The organism is Hymenobacter fastidiosus (assembly GCF_039539565.1).
GTDB classification, from domain to species: Bacteria; Bacteroidota; Bacteroidia; order Cytophagales; family Hymenobacteraceae; genus Hymenobacter; species Hymenobacter fastidiosus.
Window position 1 is genome coordinate 460,984 of sequence record NZ_BAABDJ010000002.1, and the last position, 23,602, is coordinate 484,585.

Here is a 23,602-nt window from a genome sequence, read left to right on the forward strand (position 1 = left end):
AGGAAATGGCAGAATCATCACGGCGGCTTAAACCTTCGGGTGGTCAAACGGTTTGCCCGCCACCAGGTTTATCTTCATTTCTGTTCCGCGCTCATGCTCCAGGTAGGCGACCAAGCTCCCGATTTCACCCTGACCACCACTTCCGGCACCTCCTTCCGCCTGGCCGACCTGCGCGGCCGTCGCCGCCTCGTGCTCTACTTTTATCCCAAAGACGACACGCCCGGCTGCACCGCCGAAGCCTGCTCGTTCCGCGACCAGTACGAGGATTTTCAGGACCTGGGAGCCGATGTCGTGGGCGTAAGCTCCGACAGTGAGAAGTCGCACCAGAAGTTCACCCGGAAGCACCAGCTGCCCTTCGAACTGCTGGCCGACGAGGGCGGGCAGGTGCGCCGGCTCTACGAAGTGCCCCGCGCCCTGCTGGGGCTGCTGCCCGGCCGCGTCACGTTCGTCATCGACCAGCACGGCGTCATTCAGTACATCTTCAACTCGCTGAGCGGGGCCGCCGACCACGTGAGCAACGCCAAGAAGATTCTGCGGGGCCTGGCGGAAAAAGCCGGAGACTACCGGCCCGCCAGCCCGGCCGGGACGCCGGGGGGGGCCACCGGCGCCGACCCAGGGCTGAGGATAAACCCGCCCACCTAAATAAAGGCTATTTTTGCGGGCGTCTTTGCCCCTGTTTCCGCAAACCAGCCGTGCCTTAAGTTTCTATTATGACCAATCTGCCCGATAATCTGATTCCCGCCGGCGATGCCAGCCGGGTACGCAGTCTGCATAATTTCCAGATTCTCAATACCACGCCGGAGCCTATCTTCGATGAATTTGTAGCCTTGGCGGCCCAGTTATTTAACCTGCCCGTCTCGCTTATTTCTTTGGTCGATGAGCAGCAGGTTTTCTTTAAGGCCAATACCGGGCTGCCCGGCCTGAAGCGGCTGGAGCGCACGGAGAGCCTGTGCTCGGCGGCCATTCTGCAAAACCAGGTATTGGCTTACAGCGACCTGTCGGAGGAAGGCTGCGGATTGGTGAACCCCTATATCGCCCAGTCGGCCGGAATGCGCTTCTATGCGGGCGCCGCCCTGCGGATGCCCGACGGCGAGAATATTGGCTCCATCTGCGTCATTGGCCGGGAGCCGCGGACCATCGCGCCGGAAGAAGAGGGGCTGCTTTCGAATCTGGCGGAGTTGGTGAGCCTGACCATCCGGCTGCGCTCGGACTATCTGCACCAGGGCCGCCCGGCCGACTGGCAGGCCGCCCAGCACCAGCTGGAAACGCTGCTGCACGACCACGCGGCGTTTGTCCGCTACCTCACCACGCGCACCGGCACCGTTTCGGCCAGCCCGCAGGATTTGCCCGGCATCCAGAGCCGGTTGCAGGAAGTGCGCAGCACTTTGACCCACTTGCTGGCTGAGGTGAGCTCCTCCGACCGCTACTCTGCCACCACCGCCGACTGAAGACTGTTTTGTAGCTGGGGCTCCGCTTTTTAGCGCGCCACACCCCGCACCTGGAAGCGCCAGGGTAGTTTCATAAGGCGCTGCTGGCGTTTCTGGGGTGAAAACCTACCGGCGGTTGGGATATGATACTTCGCATACGCATCGGAACCCCACGTTTGGAGCCGGCCCGGCGTAAGTTCCCCGGGCCTTAGTGGTGCAGGTGGGCAGTGGGTCGAGGTAGCTACCGCCCTTCGTGACGCCGCGCTCCTGAACCATCTCGGCCACGTTACCGGCCAACTGGTACAGGCCGAAAGGCGTGGGGGCAAGTCCGTACACGTAATCGGGGGTATTCAGCGTGAGAAACTGCGGACCCGCCCAGCGGTAACGAATGGTGGGAAGTGAATTTTTCGTGCGGTTGAAACTGATAATGGCAGCCTTTACCTGCTCCCCAGATTGGGTGGTGCCAGAACGCCGCTTCAAGTAAGCGGCCGCAGCCGAACGGACCTGAGCTGGTTGCTCAAGGCAGGGCATTGCGTATGGTTGGGCGGTGCCGGCATTAGCCATGTACTCCCATTCCGTTTCCGTAGGTAGACGATACACGATGCGGACAAAATCCGGGTGTAAGGTATCGAGCGGAGCGCCTGACCGGTTTAACTGGCCCTGCTGGTATAAGCTGGTTACGCGCTGGCTACGCCACCGGCAGTAGGCCAGCACCTGCTCATAGCTGATGCCAGTGACCGGATAGAGCAAGTAAAATGGGTCGGTGAAATAGTCGGGCCGGGGCAATGCCTCGCGGCGGGGCCAGATGCGGGCGGCCTGGGCTGAGTCGTTATCAAAGCTGAGGTAGCGAATGAACTGTTGCCACTCCAGGTTAGACACTTCCGCCTCATCGGGCCGGTAGCTCACGCCGGGCAGCAGCAGGTTTCCCGGGAACTGAAGCGTCTGTTTGGTAGCAGCCTGGGCTTGGGCAACCAGCCGGGCCATTGGGTCAGTGGGCGCCAGCACGCAGGCCTGCATCCTGAGCACCGCATCGTCGCAGAATCCCCGGTAAATGGGCTGATTCGGGCTTTCTATATCGACAAGCTCGCCGGATTTCTGCCAGCGCAGGTTTGGTGGAGTATCACCCGGCCAGGAAATGCCGCCGCCAATAATGGGCTGGGCCGTGTACGCGCTGTACGCGCCAGGCAAGGTGCTGGAGGGTAGACGGGCAGAGCATCCCGCCAAGAGGCATCCCACTCCCAATGTCTGCAACAGCCGGCCTAATCTCATATCGATCGATAAAGAAGTTGTCGGGTTTTTTAGGATAGTATCCGCAGCGAATCGGAGTGAATGAGCGCAGACGCCTGGTAGCGGCCTTCGCGGGGGCCGTTTTCCAGGTTGAGCACGCCCCGGGGGCAAACCGTGGAGCACAGGCCGCAGCCCACGCACGAGGCCCGGATGATGGGCTCCCCACGCTGGGCGTACTGCTTCACGTCGATGCCCATTTCGCACACGTTGGAGCAGTTGCCGCAGCTGATGCACTGGGCCCCGTTGGTGCTGATGCGGAAGCGGGAGAAGTGCTTTTGCAGCAGGCCCAGGTAGGCGGCCATCGGGCAGCCGAAGCGGCACCACACCCGCGCCCCCATCAGGGGGTAGAAGCCGACCCCAATCACCCCCGAAAACACCGCCCCGATCACGAAGCCGTAGGTTTTGCTCAGCCCTTCGGAAATGGGCTGCAAAGCCGGCACCGCGCCCGAGGCCGCCACCCACAACAGGGCCGTGACCAGCACGATGAAGACCAGCACCGCGTAGATGATGCGTACTTCCCAGCGCCAGGCCGCCCGGCTTTTGTCGGACAGCTGGCGGTAAGGGTCGCCGGCGGTTTCGGCCAGGCCGCCGCAGCCGCACACCCAGGAGCAGTACCAGCGCTTGCCGTAGAAATAGGTGAGCACCGGCGTGGCCACCAACGACATCACCGCGCCCCAGAACACCATGAACACGCCCAGCGCCTGCCCGTCTTTCACGAGGTAGCCCACGGTGCCGGGAAATAGATAGTCGTACTTCAGGGGCCAGAAGTAGGAAAAGTAGAACTCCGGCTTCTGAAACAGCAGCAGCAAACCGGGCAGCAGAAAGCTGAAGCCCAGCTGAAAAAACATGACCGAGGCCGTCCGGATGAGCTGGTAGCGGGAGTGGCGGTATTTCCACAGGGCCCGGCCGCCCATCAGCAGCACCGCCAGCGTGTAGAAGGTGCCGTACAGAAACCACTGGTCCGCCGCCTTGCCGCGCAGGCTTTGGCTGAACGGGTCGAGGGTACGGATCAGGCGTTCGAGATACTCCGGAAACCAGTAGAGCAGCACGTAGAAGCCCGTCAGCACCAGGCCCAGCACCCAGGCTATGGCCCCGCGGCTGGTGCTGGCGCGGAGCCAGAGGTTGTTCTGCTGCACCCCGGCGGGGCGGTGGCCGAACTTCACCCCGGCCCAGGCCAGCGTGCCGCCGCTCAGCAGAGTCAGCGCCAGGTACATGCTCAGGCGGGCCCGGTAGGTATCGGCATCAGCGGCGGCCACCAGCAGGGCCAGCAGCCCCAGGGCCACGGCAGCCAGCGTCAGCTTTTCGGAGGGAGCCGTGAGCGGAAGCGGGGGGTGAGCCAGCGCCAGGCTGGTATCGGCAGAAGAAGAGGCCATCGGGGAAAGGCAAGAGGTGAGGGCGGAAGAATACCGGATGGGAACCGCCCGTGGGCGGTCATTGCTCAGGATGACAGTACGATGGCCGGCTTAATGGTGATGATGGCCTTCGTCGGGCTTACCGAACAGGTTCATCAGCGAGGCTACCGCGTACAGCGCCACCCAGCACACGTAGAGCCAGTTGAAGCCCGGCAGCGTGCGGTTGACGAGAAAATGCAGAATCAGATGCGCCCCGGCACTCATGATCAGGCCGGTGCCGGCAATGAACTGGTAGCTGTTGAGGGCGCTGGGCTTATAGAGCTTGGAGAAATCCACGGGGTGAGAATTAAGAATTAAGAATGAAGAATTAAAAATGAAGAATGAGGATAAGCGGTCAGCCTGAAAAGGGAGAAGGCAGCGGCCTTTTTTAATTCTTCATTTCTCATTCTTACTTGAAAAAAGTCCCTTACGGCGCTTGAGCACCGCGGGCCGCTGCGGATACTGCTGGTTGAACTGCCGGATGATGGCCGGTTCGTGCCGACGGAAAAACTCGGGGTCGAAGTTGGCCGCGCCCAGCTGCTCCAGCACGGTATGCACCGGGGTTTGGTCCTCGATCCAGCGGGCGCAGACCTCGTGGCGCAGGCGCAGGCCCAGGGCGTTGAAGCCCGTTACGGCCCGGCGGCCGGCCGCCGCGAAGTTGATGCGCAGGGCGTGGTGGCCGCCGGGGTGCTGCCAGTAGAAGCTTTCGATGCCGTCGGTGGCGCGGGCAGGGACCTGGCCGTAGGTCTGGTATTCGAGGTTGAAGAACTTGGCCGAGTTGAACCAGATGCCGCGGCGGTAGGGGGTGGGCTGCCCGCAGAGGGTGTGGGCCACGGTTTCGCCCTGCATCCGGCCCGTGTACCAGAGCTGCTCCACCGGCACCTCGCCCGCGCCGGGCTGGCGGTGCTGGGCGCAGTCGCCGGCGGCGTACACGTTGGGCACGGACGTTTGCAGCAGCGCATCCACCAATATTCCCCGGTCGGTTTCCACCAGGGAGCTTTGGGCCAGACCCAGGTTGGGCGTTACGCCAATGGCGAGGCCCACCCACTGGCAGGCAATTTCTTCGCCCGCCGTAGTGACGATGGCGCGCACGCGGCCGTCGGCGTCGCCCAGGATTTCGCGCAGCTCGGTCTGGTAGCGGACCGGCACGTGGTTTTCGTCGAACTGCTGCTGCACCAGGTGGCTTTCCTCGGGGGGCAGAATCGCGCTCCAGTAGTGCTGCTCGCGTACCAGCACCGTGGCCCCGATGTTGCGGGTGTGCAGCATTTCGGCCAGCTCCACGCCAATCAGGCCGCCGCCCACCACCACGCCGTGCCGGATGCCGTGGGTGTCGCGGGTCATCTTCTCCAGGTCGGGCAGGTTGTAGAGGCCCTGCACGCCGCGCAGGTGCCGGCCGGGCCAGTCGGCGTAGCGGCTCACCGAGCCGGTGGCCAGCAGCAGCTTGTCGTAGCCAAGGTGCTGCCCGGTGCTGAGCAGCACGGTTTGCTGGTCCGGATCGAGGGCGGTGGCGGTGGCGTGCAGCAGGTCGAGGCGGTTTTCGCGCCAGAACCAGTCCTCGTAGGGTTTGATATCCTGGTAGCGCAGGTGGCCCATGTACACGTACATGAGGGCCGTGCGGGAGAAGTGGTGCTCGGTCTCGTCGGAAATAAGCGTGATGGTGGCCGTGGGCTGCAACCGGCGGGCGGTGAGGGCCGCCGTGACGCCGGTGATACCGTTGCCAATAATAACGAGGCGCATAGAGAAGCAGGTAGAGCGCGAAGGGCGGGAGGCCCGGATATTCCGGAGTCGTGACTCAAATGTAACCCGGCCGTATCACAATCCGGTCCGTAGACTAGTACGTTTGTGGCGTCAGGTTTGCATAGCCCGGAGCACGAGCTGCCCTGATTTTACTTTCCTAAACCTACTGCATATGCTTCTGTTCGGTTTCCTGACCCCTTCCTTTCGCCGCCTGCTGCCGTTGCTGCTGCTGGCGGGCGTGGCTACCGGCACCATGGCCGCTCCGGCCCCCGATGCCGAATCCCTGGCCGCCGCCACCTCCGTTTTCCTGCGCCAATACGTGAGTCCCGAGGGCAACGTGAACTACAAGGCCCTCAAGGCCAGGCCGGCCGCGCTGCAAACGCTGCTCCGGCAGGTGAAGACCTTCAACGCCAAAGCCGCCACCGCCGCCGAGCGTAAGGCGTTTTATCTGAATGCCTACAACCTGACCGTAATCGGGGCCGTGGTGGAGCGCTATCCGCTGCAGTCGGTGATGAAAGTGCCGGGCTTCTTCGATAAGAACCTGTATCTGGTGGCCGGCGAAAAGCTCACCCTCAACAACCTCGAAGCCACCAGGCTGCGCCAGCCCTACAACGACCCGCGCATTCACTTCGCCCTGGTGTGCGCCGCCGTCGGTTGTCCCCGCCTCAGCCGCGAAGCCTACGCACCCGCCACGCTCGACGCCCAGCTGACCGCCCAGGCCCGGCGCGTGCTGACGAATCCGGAGTTTATCCGCGTCGATGCCGGAGCCAAAAAGGTGCTGGTATCGGAGATTTTCAAGTGGTACGCCGATGATTTCAAGGCCGGCGGCAAAGCTACGGTGGCCTACATCAACCAGTTTCGCGGCGCCCAGCCCATTCCCGCCGGCTTTACCACCGACTACTACGCCTACGACTGGACGCTGAACGACCAGGCCCGGTAGGGACTCAACCAAGCCCGGCAGGGTGCGTAAGAGAAGCCAAACTTCACTACAATCTTCCCGCCATGGCTACCGATAACGACAACAACCCCGCCCCGGAAAACATCATCCCCAAAAACGAGCAGTTCGAGAAGGAGAAGGCGTTTAAAAAGGGCGAAAGCAACGGCAAGGAGATGGACGATGCCTCGGCCCACCGCAACGTGGGGGCCAACGGCTACACCCAGCGCTCCGACCAGAAAGACCAGCTCGAAAACCTGCACATCGGCGGCAGCGAAACCACTCCCCAGGGCGGCAACAACCATTCCACCGATGGCGAGCAGGCTCAGGGTCCCGGCTTTACCAAGGAAGGGAGCTACGAGATGGGCAACGGCATCCGCAGCCAGGAGCAGGAGTTCGGCGAAGAAGCCCCCAGCGGCCCGGCGGAGGGTGCGCACGACTAACCAACATTGGATTCATCTGACCGAAAGCTCCCCGCCTGACCGCGGGGAGCTTTTTGTTGGGGCAGCCTGTGTCAATCCGGGTCAGGGTGCCGGACATTGATAGCGCACAGCGCGGCCTACCAAACTGCTACTGCCGTTTTTCAGAGAGATTATCTTGCGTTCAACAGCCTGCTGGCCACTACGTGGGTGAAAGACCGGCGGCCCTGGCGGCGGGCCCAACCAAGCGGCAAGCTCTAAACTTAGCGCCCGGGCTACGCAGGAGTTACCGTCGGGTTACGGTAAAATTATGTTTGTACGGTACTAATTCTATATCTTTAGAAACCATTAGTCAGTCGTCTGGGCAAACGTCGTACTGATGGTCCCGTTGTTCTGCTCTTTCTGCCCGCAAAACCACTCTTTCAAACTACTCAAGTGCAACTCTATGAGCTTAGAAAATTACCCTTCCGAACCGGAAAACGACAACAATGAATTGTTAGAGGACGAAGAACAGGATCTGTCCTCCGGCAACCGCAAACTCGGTATCATCGTGGGAGTGGTGGTGCTGCTGGCGGGGCTGGGCTACGCCTTCGTACCGGGCAAAACCGGCGTTTCGCCCATTGCCAGCGTGATGCCTTCCGTGATGCTCGGCGATGCCACCGTAACCGGGAGCCGGCCGGCGGAAGAAGCAACTGCAAAAACGGAAGCGGAGGTGGAAGAAGAAGCGGCCAGGTCGGAGACTACGGCGGCCGTCGCCGCGCGGCCCGTCGCCCGGCCGGTAACCACAACGACTGCTCCGGTGGCCAGCGCCAACGCGGCCGTTGCGGCCCCGGTTGCTCCGGTGGTGGAAGAAGCCCCGGCCCCGGTGGCGGCAGCCGCGCCGGCCGAACCGACCAACGTCACGTTATCCGGCCGGATTCTGAATGAAGATGGCCGGCCCATGGCGGGGGCTACCGTAATGCTGAAAGGCTCGCGGAAAGTAACCAGCACCGATGCCAATGGCAATTACAACCTGGAAGTACCCGCCGGCGAAAACACGCTGACCTACGGCTACGGCGGCTACAAGGACCAGGAAATGCGGGCCCGGGGCGCGCAGCCCGTCAACGTCACGCTGCTGCCCGAGGAAGGAACATCCAGGCGTCGTCGCAAGTAATTTACCCTACTACCTGACGCCAGCAAAAAGCCCCTTCCGTGCAAACGGAAGGGGCTTTTTGCTGGCCAGGCGGTGCTCCTTACGCTACCGGTCGCTTATTGGCAAACCGGTTGCCGAACAGGAAGTAGACCGGCACCCCCAGCGCTACCAGGCCCAGGCCGCGGCGGGAGAATTCGGCGGTATCGGGGGCGATGAGCAGGATGATGCAGAAGGCCGAGGCCAGCAGCACATACAGCAGCGGCACCACCGGGTAGCCCCAGGCGCGGTAGGGCCGGGGAGCCTCGGGACGGGTGCGGCGCAGCACGAAAATGCCGATGATGGTGATGACGTAAAACAGAATCACCGAGAACATTACGTAGTTCAGCAGCTGTCCGTACGAGCCGCTCAGACAGAGCAGGCAGGCCCACAGGCACTGCACCCACAGCGCCCGGCCGGGGACGCCGGCGCGGTTCAGCTGAGCCAGGCCGGGGAAAAACAGGCCGTCTTTAGCCATGGCGAAATAAGCGCGGGCCCCGCTGAGGATGATGCCATTGTTGGCCCCGAAGGTGCTCAGCATAATCAGTACGGCCAGCACGTAGGCTCCGGCGGGTCCCAGCACCGACTCGGCTACGGCGGTGGCTACCCGGTCGTCCTGGGCGTACATAATGCCGCGGCCCGCTACCGTAGTGGCTTCGGGCGAGCCGGCCAGGGGCAGTACCAGCAGATACACCACGTTGAGCAGGATATACAGCGCCGTCACAATGGCCGTGCCGAGGGCCATGCTGCGTACCAGGGTGCGTTCGGGGTTCTGAATTTCCTCCCCCGCGAAGCCGATGTTGTTCCACGAATCGGAGGAGAACAGCGAGCCGGTCATGGCCATGCCGATGGCAATAATCAGGGCCGAGCCGCTGAGGGGTACCGTGGCGGCGGCCACGCCGGGCGCGGCGTGGCGGGTGGCCGTCCAGAGGTCGTGGAAGTTAGCCTGAATGGCTTCGGCGTTAACCCCGAAAGCCACCCCCAGGATAATCAGCAGCGCCAGCGCGATAAGCTTGGTGCTGCCCAGCACGTTCTGAATGAGCTTGCCGGCCTGCACGCCCCGCGCGTTGATGGCCGTGATGACCACGATGAGAATGATGGCCAGCAGCTGCACACTACTGAAGTCGAACGGGCCGAGGCTGAACAGCAGATTCTTTACGCTGAACCAGGGGATCAGCACCCCCGTGAATTTGGCGAAGGCCACGGCCACGGCGGCAATAACGCCGGTCTGAATGACCAGAAACAGCGTCCAGCCGTACAGAAAGGCCGTCAGCCGCCCGAAGGCCTCGCGCAGATACACGTATTGCCCGCCCACTTTCGGGAACATCGACGCCAGCTCGCCATAGCTGATGGCTCCGGCCATGGTGATGAAGCCGGTAATAAGCCAGACGACCAGCAGCCAGCCGGCGCTGCCCACCTGCCGCGCAATGTCGGCCGATACGATAAAGATACCGGAGCCGATCATGCTGCCGGTAACCAGCATGATGGCGTCGAAAAGGGTAATGGCGCGCTTGAAGTGGCCTGGTTGTTCGGGCATTGGGCAGGGAAATAGCTTTTAGGGGCCGGAAGATAGGCGGTTGGAAAGGAACCAGCACCTCCGGGCCATAACTAACAACGGTATTTCCCGCAGAGGCCCGCAGAGGGTTGCGCAGAGGTGCGCAGAATTCAGGGGTATAGCCAAAAGCCAATCGTCCCCAAATACTCAAACATCCAAAAACCAGAACGTCATGCTTCATCTGGCGTCCGCGTAGCCGAAGCATCTCGCGGGCTGACGGTGCAACGGCCTGCCGACGAAGCGAGCGAGATGCTTCGACTGCGCGGACGCCAGATGAAGCATGACCGTCTGTTTTTTTTAGGTGTTTTGGTATTTGGAAAAAACTCTAAAAGCAAATCGTCCCCAAAATCCGACTAATCCGCAAAATCCGGAGGAATCCGTGGTTCAGATTAAAACTCGCTGCGGTCGTACCAGCGGCGCATGCGCCAGGCGGTGCCCTTGTTTTTGCGCACCAACACCAGGCGCGCCGAGCCGGCCCCGTTGAAATTCTGGTCGTCGCGCTGCTCAATGCTGAGATTGAAGGAGCGCTCCACGTACACCAGCGTATCGGAAAAGGCGGTGTCGGAGGTGGGCAGGTACTGCGTCCACTGCAGGTTGGCACTGCGGGCGGCGCGGAACAGCTTGTAGGTGGTGCTGATTTCCACGTCGCGGTTCCAGGTACGGTCGAGGTTGTTGGCGAAGTCGCGGAACGTGAAGGTGAAGCGCGGCTCCAGCAGCTGGCCGTAGAGGGTGGAGTCGCGCAGCTGGTAGCTGGAGCGGAACCGGTCGAAGAAGCCGCGCACCGTGATGGGATTACCAAGCAGCTTATTGGGGTCGGTAACGACGTCGTCGAGGGCCGGGGCGAAGGGATTGCAGGCCGTCGCTGCCAGCACCAGCATGGTCGCCGGCAGCCCCCGGCGCAGCCCGGCCGACGGCAGAAACGAAAGCGACGGCAGTAACGGCAGTTTCATAGGAAAAATAAGTGGTCAGTGGTTTTTTCGTGCTGCTGTTCACTTTCCCTGGCAACCGGCAACCGGCAACCGGCAACTGGCAACCGGCAACCGGCAACCGGCAACTGGCAACTGGCAACCGGCAACCGGCAACTGGCAACTGGCAACTGGCAACTGGCAACCGGCAACTGGCAACCGGCAACCGGCAACCGGCAACGGAAATCAATGGCTGATAAAGTATTTTTTCAGATCGGTCCAGCTGGCGCGGGCCGTCGTGGTGCGCTGGTCGCGCCAGCCGGCAATCTTCCATTCGTTGTTGCGCCGCCGGACCACCAGCCGGATGCTGCCTTCGAGCAGCGTCGGACGAAAGGCGGTGTCCTGCTGCACGATGCGCAGCTGGTACAGCGCCGATACTTCGGCCGAGTCAGTGGTGAAAAACTGGTCGCGCCGGCTCGTAAAGGTCAGTCGGTTGGCCGGCGTGGCGGGCGACCGGCGGCGCAGGCTGTTGAAGTAGTCGCGTTCCTCACTCACGCTCCAGTTGGCAAACAGGACGGCGGTGGTGCCCGCCGCCGTGGGGTCGGGCACAAAACGATAGGCCGGGCCGCTGAAGCACCGCTCGTAGTTGGCCGGGTTCAGGCGCTCAACGGCCGTGGTGAAGTTGGTGAGCAGGATATCAATCTGGGTGGGCTGCAGCCATTCGCTGACGGCATCGGCCGGTTCCGGGTCGCGGATCTGGAAGCAGGCGCAACATAGCCCCGTCAGCAGCAGAAAAAGCAGAAGGCAAGCCGGGCGACGCATAAAGGCATGATAAGTACCCAATATACGGGATCCAAGCCTACGAATGGAATTGTTCGATAATCCACGCCCTGCTGCGCCGGGCCGGCGGAGGAGTGGGGGAGTTGCGGGTCCGGGCATTTCCCGCTCCCGCAAAGTAACTTTCCGCGGTCCGGCCTCGAATAGCTATTTTTGCCGCCCGCATCTCCCGGCCCCGCTGCATGTCGCAAAAGCTTTTGGTGTTTCTAAGTGGCTTGCTGATGGTCTCGGCCCTGGCGTCCTACGTGTACTACCGCCGCAGCGTGGCCCGCGTCCCCGTTGATATGTGGGCGCTGGTGCCCGACGATGCCGTGTTCGTGATGGCCACCCGCGACCATCCCACGCTGATGCGCCACCTGAAGGAAACCCAGCTCTGGGACAATCTGACCGCCGTGCGCTACTTCCAGCAGGTGGAGGAAAACGTGGCCCTGGTCGACAGCGTAGCGGGTTCGCGCAACGTGCTGCTACAGTTTCTGGGCCGCAAAAAAGTGCTGACCTCGGTGCACGTCACGGGCCCGGCGGCCTTCGACGTGCTGTTTCAGGTGCCTATCGGGAGCGTGCGCGAGTACCGGCAGGTACGGACCCTGGTCGATGGCCTGGGCCGGGACGGCCGCTACCGCGTCAGCCGCCGCGACTACCACGGCGAGCAGCTCATCGACGTGCGCGAACGGGGCACGGGCCACGGCCTGACGTACTTCAACTACCGCAACCACCTGATCATGAGTGCCAGCCCGGCCCTGGTGGAAGCCGTAATCCAGCGGCTCGACCATCCCGGACTGCCCTCCGTGGCCGCCGATTTTCAGAACACGGACTTCTTCCAGCTCCGGGACGTCGATGCCACGCTGCTGATCAACTACCGGCGGATGCCGCAGTTTCTGCGCTTGTTTTTTCGCGCCGAAGTCGGGCCCGGGCTGGCCCTGGTCACGAGCCTGGCCCGCAACGGGCAGTTTGAAATGAAGCTGGCCGGCAATAAGGTGTTGTTCAATGGCTTTGCCAATCCCGAAACGGCGCGGGGTACGCTGCACCAGCAGCTGCGGGGCCAGGCGGCCCAGCGCCTGCGCATGGCCGGGGTGCTGTCGGTCCGGACGGCTTTGCTGGTGCATCTGGGGCTGGATAAAACGACGGGGTTGCGCGGGGCCCGCCGGCCCGCTCCGGCGGCTGATTCGCTGGCGGCCGGTACGGCCCCGCTCGTCGATAGCCTCGCGGCCGGACTGGGGCAGGAAGCGGCCCTGTGCTACCTGGCTTCCCCGTCGGCCCGTATCCGCCCGGCGAAGCTGGCTCTGGCGTATTGTCCGGCTGCCGGGCAGGCCGCCACCTGGCTGGGGCAGCTGCGGCGGCAGACGGGAGCCAGCCCGGGCTTCGAGCGGGTAGGTCCTTACCAGATCTACCAGACCGGGGTGCCCGAGCTGCCGGCGCGGTTGCTGGGGTCGCTGTTCAACGGTTTCGCCGCGCCGGTCGTGACGCAGGTGGGGGGCTACCTTGTGTTCGGGGAAGATGCCACGGGGCTGCGCCAGTGGCTGGAAGATGTAGTAGCCGGCGAAGTGTGGAGCCGGTCTCCCACCCAGGTCGCCTTCCTGCAGGAAACCCAGCCCCTGGCCCGGATGAGCGTATTTCTGGATACCCGCAACAGCTGGAACGTGATGCTGCGGGCCCTGGTGGAAGAGCGCCGGGCCGGGTTGCTGCGCAACGAAACCCTGTTCAAGCGCTTCCCGCAGGTGGCGCTGCAATTCGTGCCCGCCGCCAATGAAACGGACGCCGGGGCGCAGTACTACACCCAGCTGGTGCTGCGGCATCCCGCGCTGGGTCCCGCCGTGGCCCGGCCCCAGACGGCCAATGGCACCGGCAGTACGCTGGCCTTCAAAACGCCGCTGACCAGCTCCCCCGCGCTGATAACCGTGGCCGGGGCCACCCGGCCGGGTACGCTGGTACAGGACGGCCGCAGCGTGCTGCACTACGTAACGCCCGACAACGTGGTCAGCTGGTCCGATTCGCTGCCCGGGCCGATAGTAGAGCCGGTACGGCAATTCGCCGCCACCGGCGGCTACCTGTTCGCCACGGCCGACCGCCTGCACCTGCTCGATGAGCGCGGCCGCGAAGCCCCTAACTTCCCCCTCAACCTGCCCGATACGGTGCAGGTAAGCTCCCTCACGGTGTCGCCGGGGGCCGGGGCTACGGCCGCCCGGCTGCTGGTGGCGGGGGGGGGCGGCAACCTGTTTCTGTACGATACCAACGGTACGGCCTACCCGGGCTGGCAGCCGAAGCGCCTGGAGTTCGGGTTGGCCGCCCCGCCGCACTACCTCGTGGTAGGTGGACGCGACGTAATTGTGGTGCCCCTGGAAAACGGCTACGTCTACGCCTTCGACCAGCAGGGGAGCGTATACCCGGGATTCCCCATCAGCGTGGGGGCCCGGCTCAATACGGGGACTTTCGTGGAAAAGGTATCCACGCTGAGCCGCACCCGCCTCACGGTCGTCACCCAGCACGGGGAGCGGGTCACGTTCAACCTGAGCGGCGACATCGTGAGCCGGAGCCGCGTGGCCACCTGGAGCCGCAGCTCGGTATTCCGCCTCATCCCGGACCAGAACCAGCGCAGCTACGTGGTGACCCGCGAGGAAGGCGGCCGGCTAAGCTTGTTCGAGCCCACGGGCCGGCAGCTGCTCACCCGGAGCTTCGTGACTTCGGGAATGAAGCCCGCGCAGTTTTTTGATTTCGGCCCCGGCCGCCGGGTGTTTGTCCTCACCGAGCCCGGGCCCCGCAAAGCCTATCTCTACGACAACCAGGGCCGCCTCGTCGGGGGCCAGTCCTTCGACAGCAGCACGCCGCGGGTAGGGCTGGTCTACGATGCGGCCGCCGCCACCTATCAGCTCTACCGGGTAGTCGGCACCGAGCTGCGGCACACGGCGCTGAAATTCAATTAACAATGAGCAATTATCAATGAGCAATGAGCAATTGCGGCTGCCGGTCCGGCGGCTTCCAGCCGTCGGGCCGGTCGTCGTTGGCCCGGGACGTGCAACATCCGCTCCCGGCGGCCAGTCCAGAGCAGCGGTCGTTGGCTACATTGTTCGCAAAACTGCCGCACAACGAAAATCAGGAACGACAACATTACTGATTGATCATGCTCATTGATAATTGCTCATTGATCATTGAATCTCACCGACTGCTCAGCCAGCCTTTACGGTAGAAGTAGTACATCTGGCCCGTTACGATAAGCGCGAGGATGCCCAGCAGAATAGGGTAGCCCCAGGGCTGATACAGCTCCGGCATGTTGAGGTAATTGATGCTGCCGTCGGGGGCTTCCCGCTGGAAGTTCATCCCGTAGAGGCCCACCACAAAGCTCAGTGGAATGAAGATGCTGCTGATGATGGTCAGCACTTTCATTACCTCATTCATGCGGTTGCTCTGGTCGGAGAGGTAGAGGTCCATCAGGCTGCTGATGGATTCGCGGTAGCTTTCAGCCAGGTCCATAGCCTGAATGGCGTGGTCGTAGCAGTCCTTGAAGTAGATCTTCATCTCCTCCGGAATCACCTCTTCGGGCATCCGCAGGATTTCGGCAATCTTCTCCCGCTCGGGGTACACCAGGCGGCGGAAGCGGACGATGTCCTTCTTGACGTGCAGGATGCGGTTGAGGATCCGCCGGTCGGAGCCGTTCTTAAAGATGCGCTCCTCCAGACTTTCGATGTAGTCGCCAATGGCGGCCATGGTGGGGTAGTAGTGGTCGAGCACGACGTCGGTGAGGGCGTAGGCCAGGTACAGGGCCGGTTTGCGCTTGATCTGGCTGAAGCCCGAGCGGAGCCGGAGGCGGACCGTTTCGAGGCAGTCGTCGTAGTCGTCCTGAAAGCTGATAACGTAGTTGGGCCCCGTGAAGAGAGACAGCTGGTCGTCGTCGATTTCGAGCAGGGACGTGAAGTCCGTCATGCGCGAGACCATAAACAGGCGGTTGTCGTCGAAGAGCTCCACTTTGGCCCGCTGATAGTCGCCGAGGACGTCTTCCATCTGCAGCGGATGGAGGTCAAAATCCCGCATCAGGCGCTCCATCAGGGGCAGGTTGTTGTAGCCGCGCACGTCAATCCAGTGGCGCAGCTCGGGGTGGGCCTGGAAATAAGCCCGCAGCGCGTCGTAATCGGGGTATTCCTTTTCTTCGAAGAAGGTTTCGCTGTACGAAATCAGAAACAGGCGCGGCACCAGGGAGCCTTCCCGCACGGTGAGCGTGCCGGGGCGCTGGCCCACGGTTTGCTCCCGGGCCTGGCGGGTAGCGGCCCGGTCGGATATTCCACCCAAGGCCGGGTCGGCCCCGGCGGCAGGAGCAACGGGCTCAGGTTCCGGGGGCAGCGGGGAAGCTGCCAGGGGCATGTGGTCGGTAGGCATGGGCTGGGAGAGGTCGGGCGCGGAATGTGGGAACGTGTACGTAGGGCAGGGCCCCAAGCGTTGTTGCCGGCTAAAGCAGTGTAAAACTAACCGGCTGGCGTTAGCCCGGGCGGCGTGGCGGGAGATTTACGCGTACTTTCGCCCTTCGTGCCCTGCCTGTCGCTATTCCGTTGAGTGTGTCTTCTGCTTCGTTCTGCCTGCTGCCCCTCACGGATACCCGGTACGCGGTGCGCGTGCAGGCCGGCCCGTGGCACGAGGCGGCGGTGCTGCCGCTGGCGTTTGAGTCGTTTCTGTACCTGCGCCCCGGGCAGCTGAACCGGCAGCCCCACGATGGGGAGCGGCTGTCGTTTTACCTCGAAGACCACGCCGCGGGGCTGACGGTGGCCCAGTTCCACGTGAGCCGCGCCGCTGACACGGCGCACAGTCCGTGGCAGGCGCCGTTCGGCTCGGTGCAGCTGGCGGCGGGGATGAGGGCTGACGTGCTCCTGGAGTTTCTGCGCCTGACCGAAGCACAGCTGCTGGCCCGCGGCCTGCGCCACATCCACATCCGCAGCTACCCTTTCGCCTACGACCCCGCCGGCAGCGCCCTGCTGACGGACGCCCTGCGCCAATCAGGCTACCAGGTAACGCGGGCCGAGCTGAACAACCACCTGCCCTTGGCGGCGGATTTTGCCGCCCGCCTGCATCCCTCGGAGCGGCGGCGGCTGCACAAGTGTCGCCGCCATGGTCTGCACTTCGAGCAGGAACCCCCGTATCTGCTGCCGCTGGCCTACGAGTTTCTGGCCCGCTGCCGCCAGGAAAAAGGTCAGCAGCTGTCCCTGGAGCTGGCGCGGCTTCAGGAGCTGTTCCGGCAGTTTCCCCGCGAGTACTTCCTGTTTTCGGTGCGCGATGCCGCCGGGGAGTGGGCCGCGCTGACGGTTGCCATCCAGGTTAATAGTGAAGTGCTCTACAACTTTTATCCCGCCAGCCCCCTGGCCTACAACGCCTTCAGTCCGGTGGTGATGCTGAATGAGGGACTGCACGCTTTCGGCCGGGCCAGCGGGTTGCGCCTGCTCGATCTGGGTACCTCCACCTTACCTACGGGCCTGAATCAGTCCCTGCTGCAGTTCAAGCGCCACCTCGGCGGCGTGCCCAGCCTCAAGCTCACGTTCGACAAGTAGCGCTGCCAGGCCATAACCAGAGTACCGCTGCGCTCGGGTTACCAGACTGCCGACTGGTGGTACTTTGCGCTATACTCCTCCCGAAGTGGCTCCCGAAGTAGTTCACGAAGTGGTTCACGAAGTAGGGGCGGGGCTTGCCCCCGCCCGTCGTTGAACGAAAGCAGGCGTTACCGGGCAACGACGGGCGGGGGCAAGCCCCGCACCCGACGGCGTGATGCGTAGAACTCAGTACCCCTGAGGTCCTGGCCGAACATCCGCTACTTTTGACCCGATGCTGCCCGTCCCCGCCGAAACTATTGTCCGCCCCGAAACCCGCGCCGCCGTGCTCGGGCGCTTTCTGCGCGGGTCAGCCGGTTCGGGCGTCGCCATCGGGGCCCGCACGGCCGGGGCGTTGCTGCTCAACAAGCTGCTGGCGGTGTACGGCGGGCCTGGCGGCCTCACCCTGCTGGCCCACTTTCAGAACCTGATGGCCTTGTTTACCACGCTGCCGAACGAAGGCGTCCACGTGGGGCTCATCAAATACCTCGCTCCGCTGCGGGCCGGCTCGGGCCGCTACCGGGCGTGGCTGGGCGCGGGCGTGGTCCTCAACGCGGTGGCGCTGCTGCTGGGCGCGGCGGTTTTGCTCGGGGGGCGGCAGCAGCTGGTCGGCATGTTTCGCCCCACGGCCGGCTGGGTGGCCCTGTTTGTGCTGGGCCTTGCCTTGCTGACGGCCCACACCTTGCTGGTGTCGGTGCTGCTGGCGGCCGGGCGGCTGCGGGCTTATGTGGGGCTGACGGTGGCGCTGAGCGCCCTGGGCGTGGGCGCGGTAGCGGCGGTGCTGGCGGGGGGCTGGCCGGTGGAGCAGGCCCTGCTGACCTACCTGCTGGCCCAGTGCGTCACGCTGATTCCCTCGATTGTCATTTGCCGGCGGCATGGTCTGCTGCCGGCGTTGCGGGGGCCGGTCAGCCGGCCGGCCCTGCTTGGCCTCGGACGGTTTCTGCTCATGGCCGTGAGCGTGCTGCTGTTCAGCAAGGCCGTGGACTTCGTGGTGCGCGACCTGCTGATTGAGCGCTTCACCCTCGCCCAGACCGACAACTGGCAGGCCGTAGCCAAGCTGTCGGACAACTACACCATGGTGTTTTCGGCGTTGATGGGCAGCGTGTACTACCCGCGGCTGGCGCAGCTGGCCGGGCAGCCCGCCGCCCTGCGCCGCTACGTGCGGACGGTGCTGCTGGCGCTGGCCCCGGTGCTGGCGCTGGGCCTGGGCGCGCTATACCTGCTGCGCGACGGGCTGCTGACCCTGCTGTTCGACGAGCATTTCGCCGCCGCCCGGGGCTTGCTGGCCCCGCAGTTTATTGGCGACTGGGCCAAGTTCCTCACCTGGACGCTGCTGTTTCTGCTGATGGCCCAAGCCAAAGTGGGCCGCTACGTAGCCGTGCAGGCCGGCTCGGCGGTGCTTTACGCGGGGCTGCTGGCCGTGCTGCTGCCCCGGTACGGACTATTGGGGGCGCCGCTGGCCCACGCGGTCCGCTTCGGCGTGCTGCTGCTCGGCTGCGGGGTGTACTTCCGGGACTATCTGCGCCGCTAATCGGATGAAGCCCACTACCACCAACCCTGTTTGGCCCCTGGTAACCATTGTGGCGCTGTGCCACAACCACGCCCCGTTCGTGCGCGAGGCGCTGGATTCTATCCTGGCCCAGACCTACCCCAACCTCGACGTATGGCTGGTCGATGATGCCAGCACCGACGACAGCGGGGCTATTCTGCGGGAGTATGCGGCCGCCAATCCGGCCTGGCAAACCATCTTCCTGCCCGCCAACGTCGGCAACTGTACGGCCTTCAACCAGGCCTTCCGGCGGGCGGGCGGCGAGTTTTTCATCGACTTCGCCACCGACGACGTACTGCTGCCTTCCCGCGTGGCCGAGCAGGTGGCCGTATTCCAGCGCCTCGATGCGACCTACGGCGTCGTCTACTCCGATGCCGAGCTGATTGATGAGGCTTCCCGGCCCGTGCGTCACCACTACCGCCGCGACGGGCAGGGGCAGCTGCACCCGCGCCCTGCATCGGGGCCGGTGTTTGCCGAGGTGCTGCGCCGCTACTTTATCAGCACGCCCACCATGATGATGCGCCGCACCGCGCTGGAGCACCTGGGCGGCTACGACGAAACCCTGGCCTACGAGGACTTCGACTTCTGGGTGCGCGCCGCCCGCGACTTTCAGTTTCACTTCCTCGACGCCGTAACCACCCAAAAGCGCCTGCACCCGGCTTCCATGTCGCGCCGTGGCTACCGGCCCAACGACCCGTTTCTGGCCTCGACCATCCGGGTGTGCCGCAAGGCGCTGGTGCTCTGCCGGACTCCCGACGAGCGGGCGGCTCTGGCTGAACGGGTCCGCTGGGAATTGCGGCAGGCCGTGCGCTGGGGGAATTTCCGGGAAGCCGCGGACCTACACGCTCTGCTGCGCGAAATCCACGCCGTGCGGCCCCTGGACTGGGTGCTGGGAAAGTATGCCCGGCTGCGGAAGTAGCTCCCCGCTCCGGCCTGGACAGGCGGTAGAGTGCTTTGCCCGTTTGGGCATTCGATTGTGCGGCTCGACACCGGTCGTGCTTATCCTCGGGGCGAAGAGGAAGACCAAAACGGCGTAGGGGCGGGGCTTGCCCCCGCCCGCTGTTCGCTTCGGCCGCGAGGATAACCCAAACGCCTTTTACTGCACCCGGTACAGCTCCACCTTGCCATCCTGCGCTACCAGCTGCCGGGTGGGAAAACGGGCCAGCACCTCGGCCGCCGAGTAGCGAATCAGCTTGCGCGTCAGCTCGTCGTTGGTGAGAGTGCTGCGGTTGAGCAGCAGCCACGCCCGTTCGCCGGGAGCCAGCCGCCCCGAGTCGGCGGCGGCATAGCGGCGGAACCGCAGGCCGGCGGGGACCCGAAAGCCGTAGGAGAAGTCGTAGTTGCCAATCAGGAAATCATCGACGAAGACCACCCCGCGGGCCGGCGCGGACAGGTGCTGCTGCAGCACCCGCTGCTGGGCAAAGTGAGCCGAGACGCTGGGTTTCTGCATGAAGTACAGGGGCCGCACGGCCAGCCCGGCCGCCAGGGCCAGCACGGCCAGCGCCGCAAAAGGGGTAGTGCCCGGCCGGCGCCAGGCCGGGCTCGTGGCCGGTGGGCCCAGCAGCGTCAGCGCCGCCAGCCCGGTGGCCCCCGCGAAATACAGGGCCAGTCCGCCGTAGATAACCGATACGCTATTGTGGAGCCAGCCCGCGCCCAGCAGCAGGCCCAGCGTCAGCCAGCCGCCGCCCCGGCCGCTTCGCACGAAGTTGCGCAGCCCGAAGCCCGCCGCCAGGCACAGCGGCGGCAGCAGGGGCGTAGTCATGCGCGGAAGCAGCGTAATGGGGTTGTACTGGGTGAGCGACGTGCTGCCCAGCCAGTAGAAAGCCAGGGTGGTAAACGCGAGGCCCAGCCAGAATCCCGCGTCGGAATGCTGGTTCTGCCGCCGGCCAAACGCGGCCGCCAGGGCCAGCAGCAGCGCCGCGCCCAGGCCGATGCCCACCAGAAAGCTCAGCGGCTGATACGTGATGCGCGCCAGCAGGGCGGTCCGGTTGCCGAGCAGGAAGTTGCCTTCCTTCAGAAATTCGTTGGTGTGCTCGATGAGGTGAATCCGGTACAGCGCATCGTGGGTGAAAACCTGGTAGAAGGCCAGGTAGCCCGCCAGAATAACCGTCCCGCTGAGCGAGGCCGCGACCCAGAATTTCCCGGGCCGCCGCCGGAAAATATCCAGCCCCAGCACCCCCAGGTAGAAGGGCAGGTAGTACACGATAGTCTCCTTGCTCAGCAGCGCGGCAAAGTTGAGCGCGGCAAACCCCACGCCCCAGCCGATCTGATTCCGCGTGGCCTGCCGCCCCTGGAGCAGCGCTAAGGCGCAGCATAGGCACCAGAACATCAGAATGTTATCGGGATACAGATAATTGGTCAGATTAAGGGTGAAGTAGTGCAGGCCCAGCAGCAGCAGCGCCCCGGCCGCCACCACCGGTTCGCGCCGCCGGTACTGCAGCCAGATGAGCACCGAGCAGCCCAACGTGCAGAGCAGAGGCCACAGGGTAGTGGTAATGATGCTGATGCCGAAGACCCGGTAGAGCAGGGCCACCGGCCCGAAGATGAGCCACCGCTCCTTCAGCGGGTCGTGGAGCAGGCCCTGCGGATCGGGGGTGACGTGGAAAGTGCCGCTGGCCAGCTGATGGGCGTAGCGGGCGTAGAAGTAGTCGTCGAGGTCGTACAGGCCCTCGTGGGTAAGCAGGAAGTAAGCTGCCGTGAACAGCACTACAAACAGCAGCGTGAGGTCGGGCAGGCGGGAGGAGAGAGGCTTCACGCCGCAAAGCAACCGATTTGCGCTCAATTCCCGCGGTTAGGGCCGGCGATGATCGGCTGTTAGGGCGAGCAGCGCGAAGCAATCCGTCCTGAGCAACGAAGAAAGCGCTGTCAACTGAAAAGCCCCGACCTGCGCTCTTGTCCTTCTCCAAAACTTTTGTAGTGCCGCGCTGAAGCTTTTACGCCGTGTTCCGCCGTGTTTTTACGGAATGGCACTGCGAGACACTGCGCTTTAACCCAGCGGGACCCTGCGTGAAGTGAATCCGGGCAAGCCCGCTCAGGATTTGGGTAAGGATAAGACCTGCGCTAGCCGCAGGGTTTTCTGCTTCTACAAAGTGCGGTACATTTGAGACGACGGATTGCCCCGGCTTACGCCTCGCGAGGAAAATTCCCCGATCATCTCCTGCCCTGATTCCCAATCCCCACTTGTTCTGGCCGAAGTTTCTGCGCGTCGTACTGTTGCCGGCCGGGCTGCTGCTGCTGGCCGGCTTCGGGCTGGGCTGCTACTACGAAACCAACGACGACGTCGTCATCACCCTGCTGCTGCGGGGCGTGACGGCGGCGGCCCCGGTGACGGACCTGCACCTCTACTTTCATGGCCTGGCCGCCCTGCTGGCCACTCTGTACACTCATTTTCCGGCGCTGCCCTGGTACGGGCTGCTGCTGTACGGCCTGCTCTATGCCGCTGCCGTCCTCAGCTTTGCCGTGCTCGACCGACTCCTGCGCGAGCGGCTGACCGGCGGGGTGCTGGTTGGGGCGCTGGTGCTGTTTTATGGCGTAGCCTGGCTGGAACACGGGCTGTGGTTCAACTACGTGCGCGTGCCGATTCTGCTGGCGGGCGGTGGCCTGCTGTTCGCGGCCCAGCGGGCGGAGCGGCAGTGGGCGCTGCTCGTCGGCCTGCTGGCGCTCGTTCTCGCCTGGCTGATCCGCCCCAGCGCGGCCCTGTTGGGTTTACTGGCGGCGGCGCCCGGGGCCTTATGGCTGGCGAAACGGCGCGGCGTGGTGCTGCTGCTGGCCGTCGGGCTCTTTCTCGGCGGAGCCCAGCTGCTGCTCACCCTGACCCGCTCCCCGGCCGCCGCCACGTACCGCCGCCTCGACGTGCTGAAGTCCAACCTGAACGACTTTTACCTGTCCCGCCCCCGCCCCCAGACCGCCCCCGACCGCCTGGGGCTGCAGGCCGTAGCGCACTGGGCCCTGGGCGACTCCGCGCTGGTAAATGCGGCGCTGTTTCAGCGGGCGACCCGCTTCGAGGCAGGAGTATTCGCGCGGGAGCAGGCGCCGGCCAAGCTCACCGCCCTGCTCAGCCAGCTGGCCCGGGACTATTTTCCGCTGCTGCTGCTCCAGCTGGCTTGCTGCCTGACCATATTCCGCAACCCGCACCGCTACGCGGGCCGTCGTACTTTCGGGCTGGTGCAGGCCGGGTTTCTGCTGCTGATTTTCGGGTTGGGCCTCGGGCTGAAGTTGCCGCCCCGGATTGGTCTGCCGCTGGTGGGCTTGTGGGTGCTGACCAATCTGACCTACGTGCTGCGGGGCGTGCGCCAGCCCCTGCGGCTGACGCCTTTCAGCGTGGCGGCCGTGTTGCTCGTTGGCGGGCTCTACGGCTACAAAACCGGGCACCGGGTGCTGGTGCTGCGCCGGGAGCAGGCGCAGAACACGGCCTGGCTGCGGGAGCTGCGGCAAGTAGCCACGCAGCCGCTGTGGGTAGCGGCCGGGCTGGAAAGCACCTTTAAATCGTGGTCGCCCTTCGCCGAACCGGCTTTCGCGCCCCATTCCGTCCTGAGCCTCACCGGCTGGTACACCCTCGATCCTTCCCAGCCGGGGCTGCGCCAGCGCCTGACCGGCACCCGGGACCTGCCCGTAGCTTTGCGCCGCCTGGCGGGCCGCGCAGATGTTAGCTGGCTGCTGACCCCGGAAGTAGCATCTTGGTTACGTACTTATCTGGCGGTCAGCAGAACCGCTGGTCAGCCGTACCTCGTATTTACTCCCGTGGGCCACTGTCCGGCAGTGCCTGGCGGGCAACCTCAACCGTACCAGGTGCGGGCCGAACGGACGAAATAACGGCAAAAGCCAAAATTTTG

General features: G+C 64.1%; 20 protein-coding genes. 11 read left to right on the forward strand and 9 right to left on the reverse strand.

The annotated features are described in order from the left end of the window. Nucleotides 1-93: 93 nt before the first annotated feature. Together ABD833_RS02745 and ABD833_RS02750 are read left to right on the forward strand one after the other, a co-directional pair. Nucleotides 94-642 (forward strand): peroxiredoxin, encoded by a 549-nt coding sequence (locus ABD833_RS02745; protein ID WP_345070817.1) that lies wholly within the window; start codon nt 94-96, stop codon nt 640-642. A gap of 68 nt (nt 643-710) precedes the next feature. Beyond that, entirely contained in the window at nt 711-1,448 is a 738-nt protein-coding gene (locus ABD833_RS02750; RefSeq protein ID WP_345070819.1) for a GAF domain-containing protein, read from the forward strand. A gap of 105 nt (nt 1,449-1,553) precedes the next feature. Here the strand turns inward: ABD833_RS02750 and ABD833_RS02755 are convergent, their stop codons facing one another. The 4 genes from ABD833_RS02755 to ABD833_RS02770 form a co-directional block, all read right to left on the reverse strand. Next, complete coding sequence (locus tag ABD833_RS02755) at nt 1,554-2,615, reverse strand: formylglycine-generating enzyme family protein (protein ID WP_345070820.1); 1,062 nt, start codon at nt 2,613-2,615, stop codon at nt 1,554-1,556. Nucleotides 2,616-2,725: 110 nt separating this feature from the next. After that, nucleotides 2,726-4,087 carry a 4Fe-4S binding protein gene (locus ABD833_RS02760; protein ID WP_345070821.1) on the reverse strand — a complete coding sequence of 454 codons (1,362 nt, stop codon included), beginning with the start codon at nt 4,085-4,087 and terminating at the stop codon, nt 2,726-2,728. A 90-nt stretch (nt 4,088-4,177) separates the two neighbouring features. Next, a complete protein-coding gene (locus ABD833_RS02765; protein ID WP_345070822.1) occupies nt 4,178-4,402 on the reverse strand; it encodes a hypothetical protein in 225 nt (74 codons plus the stop codon). A gap of 99 nt (nt 4,403-4,501) precedes the next feature. Continuing rightward, nucleotides 4,502-5,842 (reverse strand): NAD(P)/FAD-dependent oxidoreductase, encoded by a 1,341-nt coding sequence (locus ABD833_RS02770; RefSeq protein WP_345070823.1) that lies wholly within the window; start codon nt 5,840-5,842, stop codon nt 4,502-4,504. 172 nt (nt 5,843-6,014) lie between these two features. Between ABD833_RS02770 and ABD833_RS02775 the strand changes: the two genes are divergently transcribed. The 3 genes from ABD833_RS02775 (at nt 6,015) to ABD833_RS02785 (ending at nt 8,348) form a co-directional block, all read left to right on the forward strand. After that, complete coding sequence (locus tag ABD833_RS02775) at nt 6,015-6,782, forward strand: DUF547 domain-containing protein (protein WP_345070824.1); 768 nt, start codon at nt 6,015-6,017, stop codon at nt 6,780-6,782. 62 nt (nt 6,783-6,844) lie between these two features. Next, entirely contained in the window at nt 6,845-7,219 is a 375-nt protein-coding gene (locus tag ABD833_RS02780) for a hypothetical protein (RefSeq protein WP_345070825.1), read from the forward strand. 421 nt (nt 7,220-7,640) lie between these two features. After that, a complete protein-coding gene (locus tag ABD833_RS02785) occupies nt 7,641-8,348 on the forward strand; it encodes a carboxypeptidase regulatory-like domain-containing protein (RefSeq protein WP_345070826.1) in 708 nt (235 codons plus the stop codon). A gap of 79 nt (nt 8,349-8,427) precedes the next feature. On the opposite strand, the gene ABD833_RS02790 is transcribed toward ABD833_RS02785, so the two are convergent. Both ABD833_RS02790 and ABD833_RS02795 read right to left on the reverse strand, forming a co-directional pair. Next, entirely contained in the window at nt 8,428-9,900 is a 1,473-nt protein-coding gene (locus ABD833_RS02790; protein WP_345070827.1) for an APC family permease, read from the reverse strand. A gap of 407 nt (nt 9,901-10,307) precedes the next feature. Beyond that, entirely contained in the window at nt 10,308-10,868 is a 561-nt protein-coding gene (locus ABD833_RS02795) for a hypothetical protein (RefSeq protein WP_345070828.1), read from the reverse strand. A gap of 29 nt (nt 10,869-10,897) precedes the next feature. Between ABD833_RS02795 and ABD833_RS02800 the strand changes: the two genes are divergently transcribed. After that, entirely contained in the window at nt 10,898-11,080 is a 183-nt protein-coding gene (locus ABD833_RS02800) for a hypothetical protein (RefSeq protein ID WP_345070829.1), read from the forward strand. Here ABD833_RS02800 and ABD833_RS02805 read toward each other — a convergent pair. Then, on the reverse strand, nt 11,070-11,645 hold the full coding sequence (locus tag ABD833_RS02805) for a hypothetical protein (RefSeq protein ID WP_345070830.1): 576 nt from the start codon (nt 11,643-11,645) through the stop codon (nt 11,070-11,072). The two genes, ABD833_RS02800 and ABD833_RS02805, sit on opposite strands and share 11 nt — an antisense overlap. A 197-nt stretch (nt 11,646-11,842) precedes the next feature. Here ABD833_RS02805 and ABD833_RS02810 point away from each other — a divergent pair, with 197 nt between their 5' ends. After that, nucleotides 11,843-14,578 (forward strand): hypothetical protein, encoded by a 2,736-nt coding sequence (locus tag ABD833_RS02810; protein ID WP_345070832.1) that lies wholly within the window; start codon nt 11,843-11,845, stop codon nt 14,576-14,578. A 232-nt stretch (nt 14,579-14,810) separates the two neighbouring features. On the opposite strand, the gene corA is transcribed toward ABD833_RS02810, so the two are convergent. After that, nucleotides 14,811-16,025: a magnesium/cobalt transporter CorA gene (gene corA, locus ABD833_RS02815; protein WP_345070834.1), complete on the reverse strand. Its 1,215-nt coding sequence runs from the start codon at nt 16,023-16,025 to the stop codon at nt 14,811-14,813. Nucleotides 16,026-16,201: 176 nt separating this feature from the next. Here corA and ABD833_RS02820 point away from each other — a divergent pair, with 176 nt between their 5' ends. The 3 genes from ABD833_RS02820 to ABD833_RS02830 all read left to right on the forward strand — a co-directional run bounded on the left by ABD833_RS02820 (nt 16,202) and on the right by ABD833_RS02830 (nt 19,689). Beyond that, nucleotides 16,202-17,185 (forward strand): hypothetical protein, encoded by a 984-nt coding sequence (locus ABD833_RS02820; RefSeq protein WP_345070835.1) that lies wholly within the window; start codon nt 16,202-16,204, stop codon nt 17,183-17,185. Nucleotides 17,186-17,456: 271 nt separating this feature from the next. Then, entirely contained in the window at nt 17,457-18,752 is a 1,296-nt protein-coding gene (locus tag ABD833_RS02825) for an MATE family efflux transporter (RefSeq protein WP_345070836.1), read from the forward strand. Nucleotides 18,753-18,756: 4 nt separating this feature from the next. After that, nucleotides 18,757-19,689 (forward strand): glycosyltransferase family 2 protein, encoded by a 933-nt coding sequence (locus tag ABD833_RS02830; protein WP_345070837.1) that lies wholly within the window; start codon nt 18,757-18,759, stop codon nt 19,687-19,689. Between the two features lie 177 nt (nt 19,690-19,866). On the opposite strand, the gene ABD833_RS02835 is transcribed toward ABD833_RS02830, so the two are convergent. After that, nucleotides 19,867-21,525: a glycosyltransferase family 39 protein gene (locus ABD833_RS02835; protein ID WP_345070839.1), complete on the reverse strand. Its 1,659-nt coding sequence runs from the start codon at nt 21,523-21,525 to the stop codon at nt 19,867-19,869. A gap of 425 nt (nt 21,526-21,950) precedes the next feature. On the opposite strand from ABD833_RS02835, the gene ABD833_RS02840 reads away from it, so the two are divergent. Beyond that, nucleotides 21,951-23,582: a hypothetical protein gene (locus ABD833_RS02840; RefSeq protein ID WP_345070840.1), complete on the forward strand. Its 1,632-nt coding sequence runs from the start codon at nt 21,951-21,953 to the stop codon at nt 23,580-23,582. The last annotated feature ends 20 nt before the right edge of the window (nt 23,583-23,602 follow it).

What these genes read in the sequence shown, in the direction of transcription:
- ABD833_RS02780 (WP_345070825.1), top strand. Translation starts at nt 6,845, where the DNA reads ATGGCTACCGATAACGACAACAACCCCGCCCCGGAAAACATCATCCCC.
- ABD833_RS02750 (WP_345070819.1), top strand. Translation starts at nt 711, where the DNA reads ATGACCAATCTGCCCGATAATCTGATTCCCGCCGGCGATGCCAGCCGG.
- ABD833_RS02760 (WP_345070821.1), bottom strand. Translation starts at nt 4,087, where the DNA reads ATGGCCTCTTCTTCTGCCGATACCAGCCTGGCGCTGGCTCACCCCCCG.
- ABD833_RS02775 (WP_345070824.1), top strand. Translation starts at nt 6,015, where the DNA reads ATGCTTCTGTTCGGTTTCCTGACCCCTTCCTTTCGCCGCCTGCTGCCG.
- ABD833_RS02795 (WP_345070828.1), bottom strand. Translation starts at nt 10,868, where the DNA reads ATGAAACTGCCGTTACTGCCGTCGCTTTCGTTTCTGCCGTCGGCCGGG.
- ABD833_RS02825 (WP_345070836.1), top strand. Translation starts at nt 17,457, where the DNA reads ATGCTGCCCGTCCCCGCCGAAACTATTGTCCGCCCCGAAACCCGCGCC.
- ABD833_RS02810 (WP_345070832.1), top strand. Translation starts at nt 11,843, where the DNA reads ATGTCGCAAAAGCTTTTGGTGTTTCTAAGTGGCTTGCTGATGGTCTCG.
- ABD833_RS02785 (WP_345070826.1), top strand. Translation starts at nt 7,641, where the DNA reads ATGAGCTTAGAAAATTACCCTTCCGAACCGGAAAACGACAACAATGAA.
- corA (WP_345070834.1), bottom strand. Translation starts at nt 16,025, where the DNA reads ATGCCTACCGACCACATGCCCCTGGCAGCTTCCCCGCTGCCCCCGGAA.
- ABD833_RS02745 (WP_345070817.1), top strand. Translation starts at nt 94, where the DNA reads ATGCTCCAGGTAGGCGACCAAGCTCCCGATTTCACCCTGACCACCACT.
- ABD833_RS02790 (WP_345070827.1), bottom strand. Translation starts at nt 9,900, where the DNA reads ATGCCCGAACAACCAGGCCACTTCAAGCGCGCCATTACCCTTTTCGAC.
- ABD833_RS02770 (WP_345070823.1), bottom strand. Translation starts at nt 5,842, where the DNA reads ATGCGCCTCGTTATTATTGGCAACGGTATCACCGGCGTCACGGCGGCC.
- ABD833_RS02830 (WP_345070837.1), top strand. Translation starts at nt 18,757, where the DNA reads ATGAAGCCCACTACCACCAACCCTGTTTGGCCCCTGGTAACCATTGTG.
- ABD833_RS02805 (WP_345070830.1), bottom strand. Translation starts at nt 11,645, where the DNA reads ATGCGTCGCCCGGCTTGCCTTCTGCTTTTTCTGCTGCTGACGGGGCTA.